This is a genomic window from Devosia litorisediminis, from assembly GCF_018334155.1.
Taxonomy (GTDB): domain Bacteria; phylum Pseudomonadota; class Alphaproteobacteria; order Rhizobiales; family Devosiaceae; genus Devosia; species Devosia litorisediminis.
Genome location: NZ_JAGXTP010000001.1, coordinates 2,546,353 through 2,561,076, shown reverse-complemented (window position 1 = coordinate 2,561,076; position 14,724 = coordinate 2,546,353). Strand labels below are relative to the sequence as shown.

Annotated in this window: 12 protein-coding genes; 6 read left to right on the top strand and 6 right to left on the bottom strand. The window is 61.2% G+C overall.

Translation table 11 applies throughout. The annotated features are described in order from the left end of the window. The first annotated feature begins 134 nt into the window (after positions 1 to 134). The 6 genes from KD146_RS12205 (at position 135) to bglA (ending at position 6,740) form a co-directional block, all read left to right on the top strand. The gene (locus KD146_RS12205; RefSeq protein WP_212658931.1) at positions 135 to 1,319 is read left to right on the top strand and encodes an amino acid aminotransferase; all 1,185 of its coding nucleotides are present in this window, start codon (positions 135 to 137) and stop codon (positions 1,317 to 1,319) included. 85 nt (positions 1,320 to 1,404) lie between these two features. After that, positions 1,405 to 2,058, top strand: a complete 654-nt coding sequence (fsa, locus tag KD146_RS12200; RefSeq protein WP_212658930.1) for a fructose-6-phosphate aldolase — start codon at positions 1,405 to 1,407, stop codon at positions 2,056 to 2,058. A gap of 152 nt (positions 2,059 to 2,210) precedes the next feature. Continuing rightward, positions 2,211 to 3,284, top strand: coding sequence for an Mrp/NBP35 family ATP-binding protein (locus tag KD146_RS12195; RefSeq protein WP_212658929.1), 1,074 nt, complete (start codon positions 2,211 to 2,213; stop codon positions 3,282 to 3,284). Positions 3,285 to 3,319: 35 nt separating this feature from the next. Continuing rightward, positions 3,320 to 3,592 (top strand): hypothetical protein, encoded by a 273-nt coding sequence (locus KD146_RS12190; protein ID WP_212658928.1) that lies wholly within the window; start codon positions 3,320 to 3,322, stop codon positions 3,590 to 3,592. A gap of 97 nt (positions 3,593 to 3,689) precedes the next feature. After that, positions 3,690 to 5,003 carry a GH1 family beta-glucosidase gene (locus KD146_RS12185; RefSeq protein WP_212658927.1) on the top strand — a complete coding sequence of 438 codons (1,314 nt, stop codon included), beginning with the start codon at positions 3,690 to 3,692 and terminating at the stop codon, positions 5,001 to 5,003. Positions 5,004 to 5,069: 66 nt separating this feature from the next. Continuing rightward, entirely contained in the window at positions 5,070 to 6,740 is a 1,671-nt protein-coding gene (gene bglA / locus KD146_RS12180) for a beta-galactosidase BglA (RefSeq protein ID WP_249327662.1), read from the top strand. Positions 6,741 to 6,774: 34 nt separating this feature from the next. On the opposite strand, the gene KD146_RS12175 is transcribed toward bglA, so the two are convergent. The 6 genes from KD146_RS12175 to KD146_RS12150 form a co-directional block, all read right to left on the bottom strand. After that, complete coding sequence (locus KD146_RS12175; protein ID WP_212658926.1) at positions 6,775 to 8,331, bottom strand: dipeptide ABC transporter ATP-binding protein; 1,557 nt, start codon at positions 8,329 to 8,331, stop codon at positions 6,775 to 6,777. Next, positions 8,318 to 9,157 carry an ABC transporter permease gene (locus KD146_RS12170; protein WP_212658925.1) on the bottom strand — a complete coding sequence of 280 codons (840 nt, stop codon included), beginning with the start codon at positions 9,155 to 9,157 and terminating at the stop codon, positions 8,318 to 8,320. The genes KD146_RS12175 and KD146_RS12170 overlap by 14 nt, the downstream gene beginning before the upstream one ends. Further along, positions 9,154 to 10,107 carry an ABC transporter permease gene (locus KD146_RS12165; RefSeq protein WP_212658924.1) on the bottom strand — a complete coding sequence of 318 codons (954 nt, stop codon included), beginning with the start codon at positions 10,105 to 10,107 and terminating at the stop codon, positions 9,154 to 9,156. Before KD146_RS12165 ends, KD146_RS12170 begins: the two co-directional genes overlap by 4 nt. 96 nt (positions 10,108 to 10,203) lie before the next feature. Then, complete coding sequence (locus KD146_RS12160) at positions 10,204 to 11,685, bottom strand: ABC transporter substrate-binding protein (RefSeq protein WP_212658923.1); 1,482 nt, start codon at positions 11,683 to 11,685, stop codon at positions 10,204 to 10,206. 173 nt (positions 11,686 to 11,858) lie between these two features. Beyond that, positions 11,859 to 13,433: an ABC transporter permease gene (locus KD146_RS12155; protein ID WP_212658922.1), complete on the bottom strand. Its 1,575-nt coding sequence runs from the start codon at positions 13,431 to 13,433 to the stop codon at positions 11,859 to 11,861. 103 nt (positions 13,434 to 13,536) lie between these two features. Further along, entirely contained in the window at positions 13,537 to 14,583 is a 1,047-nt protein-coding gene (locus tag KD146_RS12150) for an extracellular solute-binding protein (protein ID WP_212658921.1), read from the bottom strand. Positions 14,584 to 14,724: the final 141 nt, after the last annotated feature.

Sequence of the window (14,724 nt, the reverse complement as noted above, 5' to 3'; positions counted from 1 at the left end):
CACCTCTCCCCGCCGGGGAGGGGTCGGCGCCTCGCGCCGGGTGAGGGGGCCTTGCGCACTAGCGTGCTGCCAATTGCAATAATCTCCCCGCCGCCTATAAAGACCTTGCCTTTCCACCGGAACGACTCCTCATCATGTTCGAGACCCTCACCAAGGCCCCCGGCGACAAGATTCTGGCGCTCATGGGCGAATACGCGGCCGATCCGCGTCCCACCAAGATCGACCTTGGCGTCGGCGTTTACAAAGACGAGGCGGGTGTTACCCCCATCCTGTCATCGGTGAAAAAGGCCGAGGAACGCATCCTCGCGCAGGGCAAGACCAAGACCTATCTCGGCATTGCCGGCAATAAGGGCTTTGGCGCCGCCGTGCTCGATCTGGTGCTTGGCGATACGCTGGACCGCAGCCGCGTCCGCATCGCCCAGGCCCCCGGCGGCACCGGTTCGCTCTGGGTGCTGATGCAACTGGTCAATCGCGCCCGTCCCGGGGCCACCATCTGGGTTTCCGATCCAACATGGCCCAATCACAACCCGATTGCCCTGGGCGCGGGCCTGACGGTCAAGACCTACCCCTATTTCGATACCGAAACCCGCGGCGTGCGCTTCGAGCAGATGCTCGCCACGCTCGACGGTCTGGGCAAGGACGATGTCGTCCTGCTGCACGGTTGCTGCCACAATCCTACCGGTGCCAATCTGACCAATGCCCAGTGGGATCAGGTCGCGGCGAGCCTCGCCAAAACCGGCGCGCTGCCGTTCATCGATCTGGCCTATCTTGGCTTTGGCGATGGTCTGGCGGCAGACGCCTATGGCACGCTCAAGGTCATTGCCTCGGTGCCTGAAGCCCTGATCGCCTTCTCGGGTTCGAAGAATTTCGGCCTCTATCGCGAACGTATCGGCGCCGCCATTCTGATCGCCCGCGATGCCGCTCAGGCTGATATTGCGCAGTCACAGCTGCTCAACATCATTCGCGGTTCCTATTCGCAGCCACCCGATCATGGCGCCGAAATCATCCGCACCATCCTTGAGGACGCCGAACTGCGCGCCGAGTGGGAAGTCGAGCTTGAAGCCATGCGCAACCGCATGATCCGCCTGCGCGAGAAGCTCAGCGAAGCCATTCGCACCAAGTCCAACTCGGCTGATTTCGATTTCATCGCCGCCCATCGCGGCATGTTCTCGCTGCTTGGGCTCGAAAATGCTGTCGTTGAACATCTAAAAGCCGCCAACGGCGTCTATATGATTGGCGATAGTCGCATCAATGTCGCCGGCATCCCCGAGGATCGCGTTGACGATCTCGCCGATGCCTTGCTGGCGGCCATCAAATAGCACCGGCCTTTGGCCTTGCGGCAAACCATTGCCGTGCTACATCTTTTGCCCATTGGGCGTGTCTGAAGACAACTAGGAGGGAACCATGAAGTTCTTCGTCGATACTGCGGAAATCAAGGACATCAAGGAGCTCTATGCGACCGGTCTCCTCGATGGCGTCACCACCAATCCATCGCTGATCGCCAAGTCCGGCCGTGACTTCAAGGAAGTCATCAAGGAAATCTGCGATCTGGTGCCCGGTCCGGTTTCGGCTGAAGTTGCCTCGCTCGAATATGAGGGCATGATCGCTGAAGGCGAACACCTGGCCAAGATTGCCGACAACGTCGTGATCAAGCTGCCGCTGACGCTCAATGGCCTCAAGGCCACCAAGTACTTCTTCGACAAGGGTATCAAGACCAACGTTACCCTGTGCTTCTCGGCCAATCAGGCCCTGCTGGCCGCCAAGGTTGGCGCCACCTACATCTCGCCCTTCCTGGGGCGCCTTGATGACATCAATCTTGATGGCGTTGAGCTGATCGAAAACATCCGTCAGATCTACGACAATTACGGTTTCGAGACCCAGATCCTGGCCGCCTCGATCCGTTCGCCAAACCACGTGACCCAGGTCGCGCTGGCCGGTTCGGACGTTGCCACCATCCCGCCTGCGGTCATCCGCAAGCTGGCCGATCACCCGCTGACCAATGCGGGTATCGAAGGCTTCCTCAAGGATTGGAAGGCCACCGGCCAGTCCATCCTCTAGCCGACAATGCTCCCGCACACGCGGTGTCACCCCGGCGCAGGCCGGGGTCCATCCTGAAATGGGTGTGCGGGAGTAATTCTCAGGATGGATTTCGGCCTGCGCCGGAATGACATTGGAGATGCGCAGCCTTTTGGCGCGCGCCAAACCTACCCATGGCCGATACCGAACTCGCTGCTGCCATCAAAACTGCGCTCGCCGCTGTCGAAATACCGGGCGGCGGTGATCTGGCGAGCTATGCCGGTCTCTCCGAAATCATCGTCACCCCGTCGGCTGTTGCCTTTGCCATCGCTGTCGCGCCGGGCATGGAGGCCGCATTCGGTCCCGCCCGCGAAGCCGCGCAACTGGCCGCCCAGTCCGCCGCCGGGACCCGCAAGATCATGGTCTCGCTCACCGGCGGCAAGGCTTCGGCAGCGCCCAGCTTCTCGCACGGCAAACCCGTTCCCCCCGGCAAGACGCCGGTTCCCGGCATCAAGCGCATCATCGCCGTCGGTTCCGGCAAAGGCGGCGTCGGCAAGTCCACGACAGCGGTCAATGTCGCGCTGGCGCTGCAAGCGCAGGGGCTCAGCGTTGGCGTTCTCGACGCCGATCTGTACGGCCCCTCCATTCCCAAGCTTCTGGCGCTTGAAGGGCAGACTGCCCTGCGCGAGGACGGCATCTTTGCCCCGCACGAGGCGTTGGGGCTCAAGATTATGTCGATTGGCTCCATGCTGACCAAAGATCAGGCGGTCGTCTGGCGCGGCCCCATGGCCACCTCGGCACTGCGCCAGTTGTTGCGCGAGACCGATTGGGGCGATCTCGATGTCCTGGTCATCGACCTGCCGCCGGGCACGGGTGATATCCATATCTCGCTATTCCAGCAGGCGGTGGTCGATGGTGTGGTGATCGTGTCCACGCCGCAGGACCTCGCGCTGATCGACGCCCGCAAGGCCATCGACATGCTGCGCCGGCTCAATGTACCGCTGCTCGGTCTGGTCGAAAACATGAGCTACTTCATCGCCCCCGATACCGGCACCCGCTACGATATTTTTGGGTCTGGCGGTGCCGAACAGGCCGCCGCTGATCTCGACATGGACTTTCTGGGCGCCATCCCGCTGGTCATGTCGATCCGTGAAGGCTCAGACGCGGGCACGCCACCCATGGCATCTGCGCCTGACGGGCCCGAGGCACAGGCCTACCGCGCTATCGCCCAACGTGTTCTGGCACAGTTTCCTGCCGAGACGCGTTAGCGACTTGTTAGGAATCTGGGCGCAGAATCCATCGCATGGCGATTTACGCGACCAATAGCCGGTACGACACGATTCTGATGCACAGACAGAAGCAGCGGGATGCAGCCGAATTGCGTGAGGCCCGTTCCGAGGCGCGGCGGGAAGCCGCCCAGAAAACCCTCTATTCGTCAGATAATCTGCGCAATACGCTGGCCAACTCGCTCGCGCAGGTCAGCGCCAATCAGTCGAACCTGACCGCGCAGCTCATTCGCACCCGCATGGCCGTCGAAGCCAAGGCCAAGGCAGAACCCGCCAAGTGGTACCGCTAATCGGCGCAAAAAGCCCGCTGCAATCGATTGCATAGTCATTCCATCTGCGCTATCGCCTTGTAACAAACAAGGCGTCCATCGCCGCAGAGGAGGGTAAATGTTCTCGATTGACCGCAAGGACTTCGGTCCCCAGTTCACCTTTGGTGTCGCCACTGCGGCCTATCAGATTGAAGGTGGCCAGCGCGATGGACGCGGCCCATCAATCTGGGACAGCTTCTCTTCCACCCCCGGCAATGTGCACAATGGCGATACCGGCGTTGTGGCCTGCAACCACTATGAGTTGTGGCCGCAGGATCTTGATCTCATCCGCGATGGCGGCTTTGACGCCTATCGCTTCTCCTTTTCGTGGCCGCGCCTGATCCCCGAGGGCACGGGCGCCGTCAATCAGGCCGGTCTCGATTATTACGATCGCCTCGTCGACGGCATGCTTGAGCGTGGCATCAAGCCCTATGCAACGCTTTATCACTGGGATCTGCCATCGGCCTTGCAGGACAGGGGCGGCTGGATGAACCGCGACATTGCCGGCTGGTTTGCTGACTATGCTGCCCTGATCGCCCAGAAGTTCGGTGACCGGCTTGAAGCCACTGCCACCATCAATGAACCCTGGTGCGTTGCTTTCCTCAGCCACTATCTGGGTGTGCATGCACCAGGCTATCGTGACAAGCGCGCTGCCGCACGTGCCATGCACCATGTGCTTTACGCCCACGGCACGGCCATTGATGCCTTGCGCGCCAATGGTGCCAAGAACCTTGGCATCGTGCTCAATCTCGAAAAGGCCGAAGCCGCCTCTGACAAGCCTGAGGATATCGCTGCTGCCGATTTCGGCGACGCAGTCTTCAATCGATGGTATCTCGGCGGTGTGCTCAAGGGGCAGTACCCTGAGCGGATGACCGATTGGCTCGGCGAGCATCTCCCCGCCAATTACCAGGACGATATGGCTGTGGTCTCGCGGCCGCTCGATTGGCTGGGTATCAACTATTACACCCGTGGCCTCTACCAGGCCTCCAGCACGCCCGGCGTGCCGGCCGAGCAGGTCAAGGGCCCGCTCGAAAAGACCGATATCGGTTGGGAAATTTACCCCAAGGGCCTCTCCGACCTGCTGGTGCGGGTCTCCAATGAGTACACCAAACTGCCCATTTACGTTACCGAGAACGGCATGGCCGAGGCCGAGGGCAATGATGATCCGCGCCGTGTGAGCTACTATGAGGAACACCTCAAGGCCGTGCTGAACGCCCGCAGTCAGGGCGCTGATGTTCGGGGCTATTTCGCCTGGTCACTGCTCGACAATTACGAATGGGCCGAGGGCTATAACAAGCGCTTTGGCATTGTCCATGTGGACTACGAGACCCAGCAGCGCACGCCCAAGTCCAGCTACCATGCGTTTCAGGGATTGCTGCACAACACCCGGTAAGGCGGCCTTTCAGGCGAACAATGGTGGTGCTAAGGGTGGGTTTCAAACGCCGATCCGGAGCGCCCCATGACTGCCAGTCCCCTGATGACCTCGCCCAGAAACACCCAGGACGCCCCGATCGATAAGGATTGGTGGCGCGGCGCGGTCATCTATCAGATCTATCCGCGCTCGTTCCAGGACCAGGACGGCGACGGCATTGGCGATCTGGTGGGTATCACCAGCCGCCTCGACTATGTCGCCGATCTGGGCGTGGACGCCATCTGGCTCTCGCCAGTGTTCACCTCGCCCATGCGCGACTTTGGCTACGACGTCTCCAACTATCGAGACATCGATCCCAGTTTTGGCACGCTCGAGGATTTCGATCATCTGGTGCAGAAGGCCCACTCGCTGGGCCTCAAGGTCATCATCGATCAGGTGATCTCGCACTCCTCGGACAAGCACGCCTGGTTCTCCGAAAGCCGGCTGTCGCGTACCAATGACAAGGCCGATTGGTATGTCTGGGCCGACCCCAAGCCCGATGGTACCCCGCCCAATAACTGGCTCTCCATCTTTGGTGGTTCGGCCTGGCATTGGGACAGCCGTCGCATGCAGTACTACCTGCACAATTTCCTGGTGCAGCAGCCCGATTTGAACTTCCACAACCCCGATGTACAGGAAGCCCTGCTGGGCGAAATGCGCTTCTGGCTCGAGCGCGGCGTCGATGGCTTCCGCCTCGATACGGTGAACTTCTACTTCTGCTCGCTCGGATTTGAGGACAATCCGGTGGTCAAGGCGGAGGATTTCAATGCCTCCACCGCGCCTGCCGTGAACCCCTATAATTTCCAGGAGCATGTCTACGACAAGTCGCGCCCGGAAAATCTGGCATTCCTTCGCCGACTGCGCGCCTTGCTCGACGAATATCCCGGCCGCACCACGGTTGGTGAAATTGGCGACAGCCAGCACCAGCTAGAGCTGATGGCCCAGTACACCTCGGGCGATGATCTGCTGCACATGGCCTATACCTTCGATTATCTCGGCGGCGATTTTTCGGCCAGCCACTTCCACAAGGCCATTGAGGAAACCGAGGCCAAGGCGCCAGATGGCTGGATCTGCCTGGCTTTCTCCAACCACGACGTGGTGCGCCATGTCAGCCGATGGAGCGCCCACGGTCAGGAAGAAGCCTTTACCCGTCTGGCCGCTACGCTGATCATGTCCATGCGTGGTTCGGTCTGCCTCTATCAAGGCGAAGAGCTCGGGCTCAAGGAAGCCGAACTATCCTATGCCGATCTGGTCGATCCCTATGGCATAGAATTCTGGCCCGAGTTCAAGGGCCGCGATGGCTGCCGCACGCCCATGGTCTGGCAGTCTCACGCCCACAACGGTGCCTTCTCGACCGCCAACCGGACCTGGCTGCCGGTGCCGGCCGAGCACTTGATCCACGCTGTCGATACCCAGCACGGCGTCGAGGGCTCGGTTCTGGAATATTACCGGGCCATGCTCGTCTTCCGTCAGGCGCATCCAGCGCTGGCCAAGGGCTCAATTGAACTGCTGCCGGTCGAGGGCGATGTCCTGGCTTTTATCCGCCAGCATGGCGATGAGCGGCTGGTCTGCGTGTTCAATATGGGCGAATCCGCAGCGGCCTATCGCCTGCCTGCCGGCATGTTGCCCCATGATGCGGGTTGCCCCGGCGTGAACGCTGCATCCATCGACGGTGAAATCGATCTGGAGCCGTTCGGCGCCTATATCGGCACGCTCTGAAGACGCTTTGGCACGGCGCTACAGGCGCCGTGCCCTAAACCACTTCGGGCAATCGCGCGGCGACCAGCGCGCGCGTCAGATTGTGTTGGGGATTGGCAAAGATCGCGCCGGGCGCACCTTCTTCGATAATCTGCCCTGCTTCCATCACCAGCACGCGGTCGGCCATGGCGGCCACCATGTCCAGATCATGGCTGATGATCAGATAGGTCAGCCCGAACTCCGCCTGCAGCCGCACCAGCAAGCCCAGAACCTCGCCCCGCACCGACATGTCCAGGGCCGATACAGGCTCGTCGAGCACCACTAGCTTGGGGCGAGTTACCAGCGCCCGGGCGATGGCCAGTCGCTGCCGCTGCCCGCCTGAAAACTCGTGCGGGTAACGCTCAAGCATCTCAACTGTCAGCCCGACGGCTTCGATGGCTGTTTGCAGTCGGGCCGGGATAGCTTCGGCCTGCAGGTCCGGCTCAAGCCGCAGGGGTTCGGCCAGCGACGCCCCGATCGTCATCCGCGGATTGAAACTGCCGAACGGGTCCTGGAACACCAGCGACACATCGCGGCGCAGGCTGCCAGGCAAATCCTTGCCGTGATAGCGCTGGCCCTCCAAGGCAATTTCGCCGCTCGTCGCGCTATCGAGCCCCACAATGATCTTGGCCAGCGTGGTCTTGCCGCAACCCGATGGGCCCACCAGCGCGAGACATTCACCCGTACCGATGCTCAGGCTGGCGCTATTGACAGCGCGTACCGATTTGCGGGGACGAAACAACCCACCACCATGTCGATATTCCCGGGTGAGATTATCGACAGCCAGAAGCGGCGCCCCGCCGGGTTCGCGTGTGACCGCGGGCATCTTGAATTGCGAGGCGGCCACCAGCGCTTGCGTGTAACGCTCCTGCGGATGGGAAAATACCGTCTCGGCCGGCCCGGTCTCGACCACGCGCCCGTCATGCATCACCGCCACCCGCGAACACAGCGCGCCGACGGCTTTGAGATCGTGGCTGATGAACAGCAGCGCCATGTGTCGGCGCTCGCAGATCTCGGCGATCAGATCGAGCACCACACGCTGGGTAATCAGATCCAGCGCCGAGGTCGGCTCATCGGCGATCAGAATGTCCGGTTGGCTCGCCAGGGCCATGGCGATCATCACCCGCTGGCGCTGACCGCCCGAAAGCTGGTGGGCGAAGCGCTCGCCATGCTTGGGTTCCAGCCCCACCTCTGCCAGCAAATGCCCGACATCGACCTCGGCCATGCCGCTGGGGTTCAGCTCGATTGCTTCGGCGATCTGGGCATGCACGCGCATTAATGGGTTCAGCGCCGTCATGGGCTCCTGAAATACCATGCCGATGCGCTTGCCGCGTAGCCTTGCCATCTCGCGCTCGGATCGGGGTAGGGGGTGCCCGTCGAGCAGAATGGACCCGCCCAACTCGGCACCCTCAGGCAGTAACCCCGTCATGGCTAATGCCGCCATTGTCTTGCCTGAGCCGCTCTCACCAATAATGCCAAAGCGTTCGCCCCGCTGCAGCGTCAGGCTCACATCGGCGACGGCAGCCGTCGCGCCAAAGCGGACTGACAGGCCCGATACCTCAAGCAAGGACATTGTCTTGTCCCTGTCGCAGGCGCGGGTCGATGGCGTCGCGCAGGCCGTCGCCAGCAATATTGAGGGCAATCACGATCAGCACGATGGCAATGCCTGGCAGCACAGTCAGCCATGGATAGATCAAGAACATGCCCTGAGCGTCCTTGAGCATCAGCCCCAGGCTGGTTTCGGGGGGCTGGGTGCCCAGCCCGATATAGCTCAGCCCTGCTTCGGCCAGAATGCCCAGCGACATCTGGATCGTGCCCTGCACGATGATCAGGCTCATGATGTTGGGCAGCAGATGGCGATAGGCAATCATCATATTGCCCAGCCCCGCCAGCCGTCCAGCCGCCACAAAATCCAGTGTCGCGATGCTCAGCGCGCCGCCGCGCGCCACCCGGGCAAACACCGGAATGTTGAAAATGCCGATGGCGATGATTGCATTGATCGCACCTGGCCCGTTCAGTGTGGTGATCAGAATGGCCACGATCACGGCTGGAAAGGCGAAGATGAAGTCGGAGAACCGCAGCACCAGCCATTCGACGGGGCCGCCCCAGGCAGCGGCAATCAAGCCCAGCGGCACGCCAATGCCGGTACCGATGGCAACCGCCAGTGCCGCCACCAGAAAGCTGGTCATCGTCCCCGACATCAGCAGGGAGACCATGTCGCGCCCCAGATTGTCCGTGCCCAGCCAGTGCTCCGGCGTCGGCCCCAGAAAGCGCCGCCCGATGTCGATGTCGGCAATGGGGAAGGGGGTCCATACCAGCGACACCAGCCCGATCAGCGCAAAGACCAGTGTGGCGCTCAGGCCAATAGCCAGACTGGGATTGGAAAAAAGCCGCCTCATGCCGACGCTCCTTCGCGCAGGCGCGGGTCGACCAGCCCATAGGCCAGATCCGTCAGCAGCATGGTGAGGGTAACCGCAATGATCAGGATAATGGTCCCGCCGCGCACCAGTATCAGATCGCGTTCCAAAATCGCGGTATAGAGCAGCTTGCCCAGTCCGGGCAGGTAGAACACGTTCTCGACGATGATCGTCCCGGCAATCAGGAAGGCGAATTGCAGCCCCAGAATTGTCAGCACCGGCAGCAGTGCATTGCGCACGCCATGCCGCCACACCGCTTCTCCCATGGTCAGCCCCTTGGCGCGTGCAGTACGAATGAAATCCTGCTCAGTGACATCAACCAGCGCCGTGCGCATCACCCGCGCCAGGATCGAGGCCTGCGGTAGCGCCAGCGCCAGGCTCGGCAGGATCAGGCTGCGAAACGCCGCGCCGGCATCCTCATGCCAAGGTGTAAATCCACCCGGCGGCAGCCAGCGTAAGTGCACGGCGAACAGCAGCACCAGCAACATGCCGAACCAGAAACTGGGCACAGCAATGCCTGTTTGTGCCAGAACCATAATGGCGGTATCGGGAGCTTTGCCGCGCTTGCGCGCTGCCAGAATTCCCATCGGCAGCCCGACCAGCATCGATAGTCCCATCGCCGACAGCGATAGCGGAATGGTCACCCCAAGCCGGTCCCAGATCAGTTGGGATACGGGTGCGCGTTGGGTGTAGGACATGCCGAAATCACCCTGCACCATGCCCCATATCCAACTGAGGAAGCGTTCCGGCGCCGGCACGTTCAGCCCCATCTGTTCGCGCAGCCGGGCTACCGATTCAGGGGTTGCATTGATGCCCAGAATGAACTGCGCTGGATCGCCTGGCAGCAGGTCGAGCAGATAGAAGATCACCAGGGACGCAACCAGCAGCGTGGCCGCGAAACCGGCGAAGCGGCGCAGCACAAAGACGATCATGTGCAGATCGGGGCGAACTGACCCCCGCCCTTGCTCCCTCCCCACGGAGGGGAGGGAATGAGGGTAGGGGTGTTCAAGCGAGCGGTGTAAGCCAGACTATTCAGTCCAGGCAATGTCGCGCAGCACAAGGCCTTCAATGGGCGAGTTCTGCCACATGCCGGTGAGCTTGGCGTTCCACACGCCTGTCTGCGCCAGCTCGAACAGGTAGCCATTGACCGCGTCCTTGGCGAGGATGGTCTGGGCCTCGATGGCCAGCGCCTTGCGCTTGGCTTCGTCGGTCGTGCCATTCAGGGTCTCGATCAGGGCCTGGAAATCAGGATTGTCGTAGCCGTAGTAGTAGTCGGGGTTGGCGTAATTGCCAATGTCGAACGGCTCCACATGGCTCACGATTGTCAGGTCATAATCCTTGTTGGAATAGACGTCTTCGATCCACTGTGCCCATTCCACATTGATCAATTCGATCTTGATGCCGACCTTGGCGAACTGGCTGGCAATGATCTGGCCCGACAGCCGGGCATAGGCCAGCGGTGGCAGCTTCAGCGTGGCGCTGAACCCATCGGGAAAACCCGCTTCAGCCAGCAAGGCCTTGGCAGCCTCGACGTCGTGCGGATAGGTGTCGGTCAGGTCGACATAGTAGGCATCATGAGGCGCGAACGGCGCGCCGATTGGCACACCATAGCCATAAGTGGCGCCATCGATGATCGCCTGACGGTCCAGCGCATGCGCCATGGCCTGCCGCACCTTGAGATTATCAAAAGGCGGCTTCTTGTTGTTGGTCGTCAGGATCGTCTCGCCTTCAGTGGTACCGACCAGCACCTTGAACTGCGGATTGTTCTCAAACACGGCCAGCGCCTCGGACGCAAAATTATTGGTGCCGTCGATATCACCGGCCAGCAGCGCATTGGTCATCGTCGCGGTATCGCTGATGAACAGATAGGTCGCCTTGCTCAGGTGCACGGGTTCACCCCAATAGGGGCCATAAGCCTCAAGGATTACCCGGCTACCCTTGTCCCACTGCACAAAGGCAAAGGGTCCGGTGCCAATAGGCTCGACGGCGTTGTTGTCGGCGCTCTCAGGCGCCACGATTACTGCATCGCCGCGACCCAGGTCGAACAGGAACCGGCCCACGACATGGTCCAGTTTCATCTCGACAGTGAGTGGATCAACCACGGTGACGCTGGTGATCGGCGTGAAGAATTCCTTGTGGGCGTTGACGCTGTCTTCGCTCAGAATGCGGTCGAAGGTGAACTTGACATCGTCGGCGTCGAAAGTGGTGCCATCATGGAATGTCACCCCGTCCTGCAGCGTAAACGTATAGGTCAGTCCATCATCCGAAATCGTCCAGTCGCTGGCCAGGCCGGGCTGAACGCCGCCGTTCTGGTCAATGCGAACCAGACCTTCGAAGATGTTCTGATAGACGACGATGTCGATGGCCTCGGCGGCCCCGGCGGTGGGGTCGAGCGCTGGCGGCTCAAGCGCGACGCCGATGCGTACTTCGCTTGGCTGGGCCATTGCGCCACCAGCCATCGCTGCGGTCAGTGCCACTGCGAGTCCGAATGCCTGCAACGTCTTGTCCATAGGTAACTCCTATTTTCGGCGGTTCATCGCCGTTCGATCCGTTGGTGCGACGCGGCGCATTTATTGCCAACCCGCTGTTCTTGCACCTCAGGATCATGCCGGCGCGTGAGGCTCCGGCTCCCATGGCGCGACCATATAGAGGATCGCCACTAACATGGCAGTAGGCTCGATTGTTATACTTTCCTACGATCGCCCAGTCTCGTAGCAAGAATGACCGGAATAAGCCCCGCCAGCACGATAAACAGTGCGGGAAGCGCCGCCTGTGCGAAAAGTCCGACATTTGCGCGCGAGTAGACCAGTGTCGCCAGCGTATCTATACCAAGCGGGCGCAGTAGCAGCGTGGCAGGCAATTCCTTGACGATCTCGACGAACACCAACGTCGCTGCGCTCAGGATCGCGGGCATCAGCGTCGGCAGATCGATGCGCAGCAGCAGCCCCAGCCCCCGCTCGCCCAGCACCCGGCCGGCATCAAGCATGGCATCACCACGCTTCTTGATCGCGGCATCCAGTGTGGAATGACTCACGGCCAGAAAACGGATGGCATAGACGTAGAGTAGTGCGGCCATCGAGCCCGACAGGATCAGTCCGGGTCGCCAGTCGATCAGGGCCATGGTCATCCGGTTGAACCACAGATCGGCCTGACCCAGCGGTTGCAGCAATCCCAGCGCCAGCACCGTTCCCGGAATGGCATAGCCCAGTGTCGCCAGCCGGATCGCGCCGCGACCTGTGCTGCCCGAGCGCTGCGCCAGCTTGGCGGCAACCAGCCCGATCGCGACCGTGATGACCGCACCCAGGCTTGCCAGGATCAGCGTCGGGATCAGCGCATTGATGGTCATGCTGACCGTCTCCGGCAGGATCACGCGGAACGCCAGATAACCCAGTTGTCCTACCGGAATGCCGAACCCCAGCGCCAGCAGCACCAGGCAGAACCCGAATGCCAACCAGCGTTGCGCACCAACGAGATATTCGCGCGCGGGCGGCACACGGCTGTCGCGCCGTCCCAGATAGACCCGATCACGGCGCGCCCGCTGCTCGGCGGCAATCAAAAGGCCGATCACCAGCACCACGGTCACTGCCAGTTGTGCGGCACCGCCAAAGTCCGACCGGTTGATCCAGGTCGAATAGATGATCGCGGTGATCGCGTTGACCCCGAAATACTGCACCGCGCCCAGATCGTTGACGACCTCCATCATGGCCAGCGTAACCCCGACCACCAGCGCGGGCCGCGACAGCGGCAGCGTGACGGTGAAGAACGTGCGCATGCCGCCAGCACCCAACGTGCGCGCAGCAATATTGAGCGAACTCGACTGCATCAGAAAAAACGCTCTGCACGCCACATAGACATATGGGTAGAGCACACTGGAGAGCACGAGCACCGCGCCCCAATTGCTGCGGATGTCGGGGAACCAGTAATCCTGCAGCGTGCTTGCGCCATTGAGTGTACGAAGGGCCGTCTGCAGCGGCCCGGGAAACCCCAGAAACTCTACATAGCTATAGGCAGCCAGATAGGTTGGCACCGCCAGCGGCAGCACCAGCGCCCAGTCAAACAGTCTGCGCAGGGGAAATTCGTAATGCGTCACGAGCCAGGCAGCCACCAGGCCCGCACAGCCCGTCACCAGCCCCACACTTGCCATCAGCACACCGGTTTCACGCAGGGCGGTTGGCAGCATGGACGCGGCCAGACCATTGCTGCCCAATGCAATGGCCTCTAGCGCCGACCAGCCCAGCCAGACGATGGGCAGCCCCATGATGGCGGCAAGCAAAAGTGGAACGACCGGCAGAGCAAATGCCCTGCCGGTCCTGAAACCTTGGTGATCGCTAGATACGCTCGAAATTGGGCGACTCCGCCGCTTAGTTCTGTGCACCTTCGTTGAACTTGAGTTCATCGACAAGAGCAGCAGCTTCATCGCGATGGGCTGCGACCTCAACCAATGGCGTCTTGGCCGCGTTCAACGTGCCCCAGCTCTGGGTCAATTCAGACGGCGCCACCGATGGCACCACGGGGAACTCATAATTGGTGTCGGCATAGATGCTCTGGGCCTCGTCCGATAGCAGAAAGCCGATCAGTGCGTTGGCGTTCTCGGCATTGGGTGCATATTTGGCGATGAAACCACCAGCCACATTCACCTGCGTCCCTGCGCCATCGGCATCAGGATAGATGATGCGGGCCGATGCAGCCCACTGCTTCTGCTCGGGCTCAGCGTCATTGTTGAGCATGGCGCCCATGTAATATGTGTTGCCGATCGCCAGATCACAGGTGCCCGCCAGGATGTTCTTGACGCCTTCGCGGTCATTGCCCGATGGCGCATAGGCCAGATTGTCCCGTACGCCAGCCAGCCACGTGCGGGTATCGTCCAGGCCATTGGCGGCGATGCGCTGGGCAATCAACCCGATATTGTAGGCGTGGTCGCCCGGACGGGTGCAGACGCGACCCTTCCATTCAGGCTTGGCAATGTCTTCATAGCTCAACGCAGTGGCGTCGACGCGATCCTTGGAGACGTAGAAAACCCGGGCGCGCAGTGACAAAGCCGTCCAGTTGTCGTCATCGTCACGGAATTCGGCAGGGACACGCGCATCGAGTTCCGGGGTGGTGATGGGCTGGGTCAGCCCCTGTTCCTCGGCACCAACCAGATTGCCGATATCAACCGTCAGCACAACGTCTGCGGGCGACAATTCGCCCTCGGCGGCGACGCGTTCGAGCAGGCCGTCACCGGCATAGAGCACATTGGCCTTGATGCCGGTCTCGGCGCTGAACTGATCCAGCAAGGGCTGCAACAGGCTCTGCTCGCGATAGCTGTAAATGTTCACTTCGCCGCTCTGGGCGAAAACCGGTGCAGCAACACCAGCCAGGGTAACCGAGGTCAGCAGCGTAACCGCGAGACGCGCGATATTGGTCATGACAGTCTCCAAAGCATAGCGAGGGCAAAAGGACCTCCCTCAAGCGCTGGCGTTCTCTGCCATAGCGGCGCCAGAGTCAAGAATGCTAAATGAAATCAAAGACTTGAACTCTGGAACGGTTCAAAACTGGGCAGCAAATGC

Coding starts and splice junctions, on each gene's coding strand:
- KD146_RS12195 (WP_212658929.1), top strand. CDS start 2,211: ATGGCCGATACCGAACTCGCTGCTGCCATCAAAACTGCGCTCGCCGCT.
- fsa (WP_212658930.1), top strand. CDS start 1,405: ATGAAGTTCTTCGTCGATACTGCGGAAATCAAGGACATCAAGGAGCTC.
- KD146_RS12175 (WP_212658926.1), bottom strand. CDS start 8,331: ATGTCCTTGCTTGAGGTATCGGGCCTGTCAGTCCGCTTTGGCGCGACG.
- bglA (WP_249327662.1), top strand. CDS start 5,070: ATGACTGCCAGTCCCCTGATGACCTCGCCCAGAAACACCCAGGACGCC.
- KD146_RS12165 (WP_212658924.1), bottom strand. CDS start 10,107: ATGATCGTCTTTGTGCTGCGCCGCTTCGCCGGTTTCGCGGCCACGCTG.
- KD146_RS12190 (WP_212658928.1), top strand. CDS start 3,320: ATGGCGATTTACGCGACCAATAGCCGGTACGACACGATTCTGATGCAC.
- KD146_RS12170 (WP_212658925.1), bottom strand. CDS start 9,157: ATGAGGCGGCTTTTTTCCAATCCCAGTCTGGCTATTGGCCTGAGCGCC.
- KD146_RS12155 (WP_212658922.1), bottom strand. CDS start 13,433: ATGGGGCTGCCCATCGTCTGGCTGGGCTGGTCGGCGCTAGAGGCCATT.
- KD146_RS12205 (WP_212658931.1), top strand. CDS start 135: ATGTTCGAGACCCTCACCAAGGCCCCCGGCGACAAGATTCTGGCGCTC.
- KD146_RS12185 (WP_212658927.1), top strand. CDS start 3,690: ATGTTCTCGATTGACCGCAAGGACTTCGGTCCCCAGTTCACCTTTGGT.
- KD146_RS12160 (WP_212658923.1), bottom strand. CDS start 11,685: ATGGACAAGACGTTGCAGGCATTCGGACTCGCAGTGGCACTGACCGCA.
- KD146_RS12150 (WP_212658921.1), bottom strand. CDS start 14,583: ATGACCAATATCGCGCGTCTCGCGGTTACGCTGCTGACCTCGGTTACC.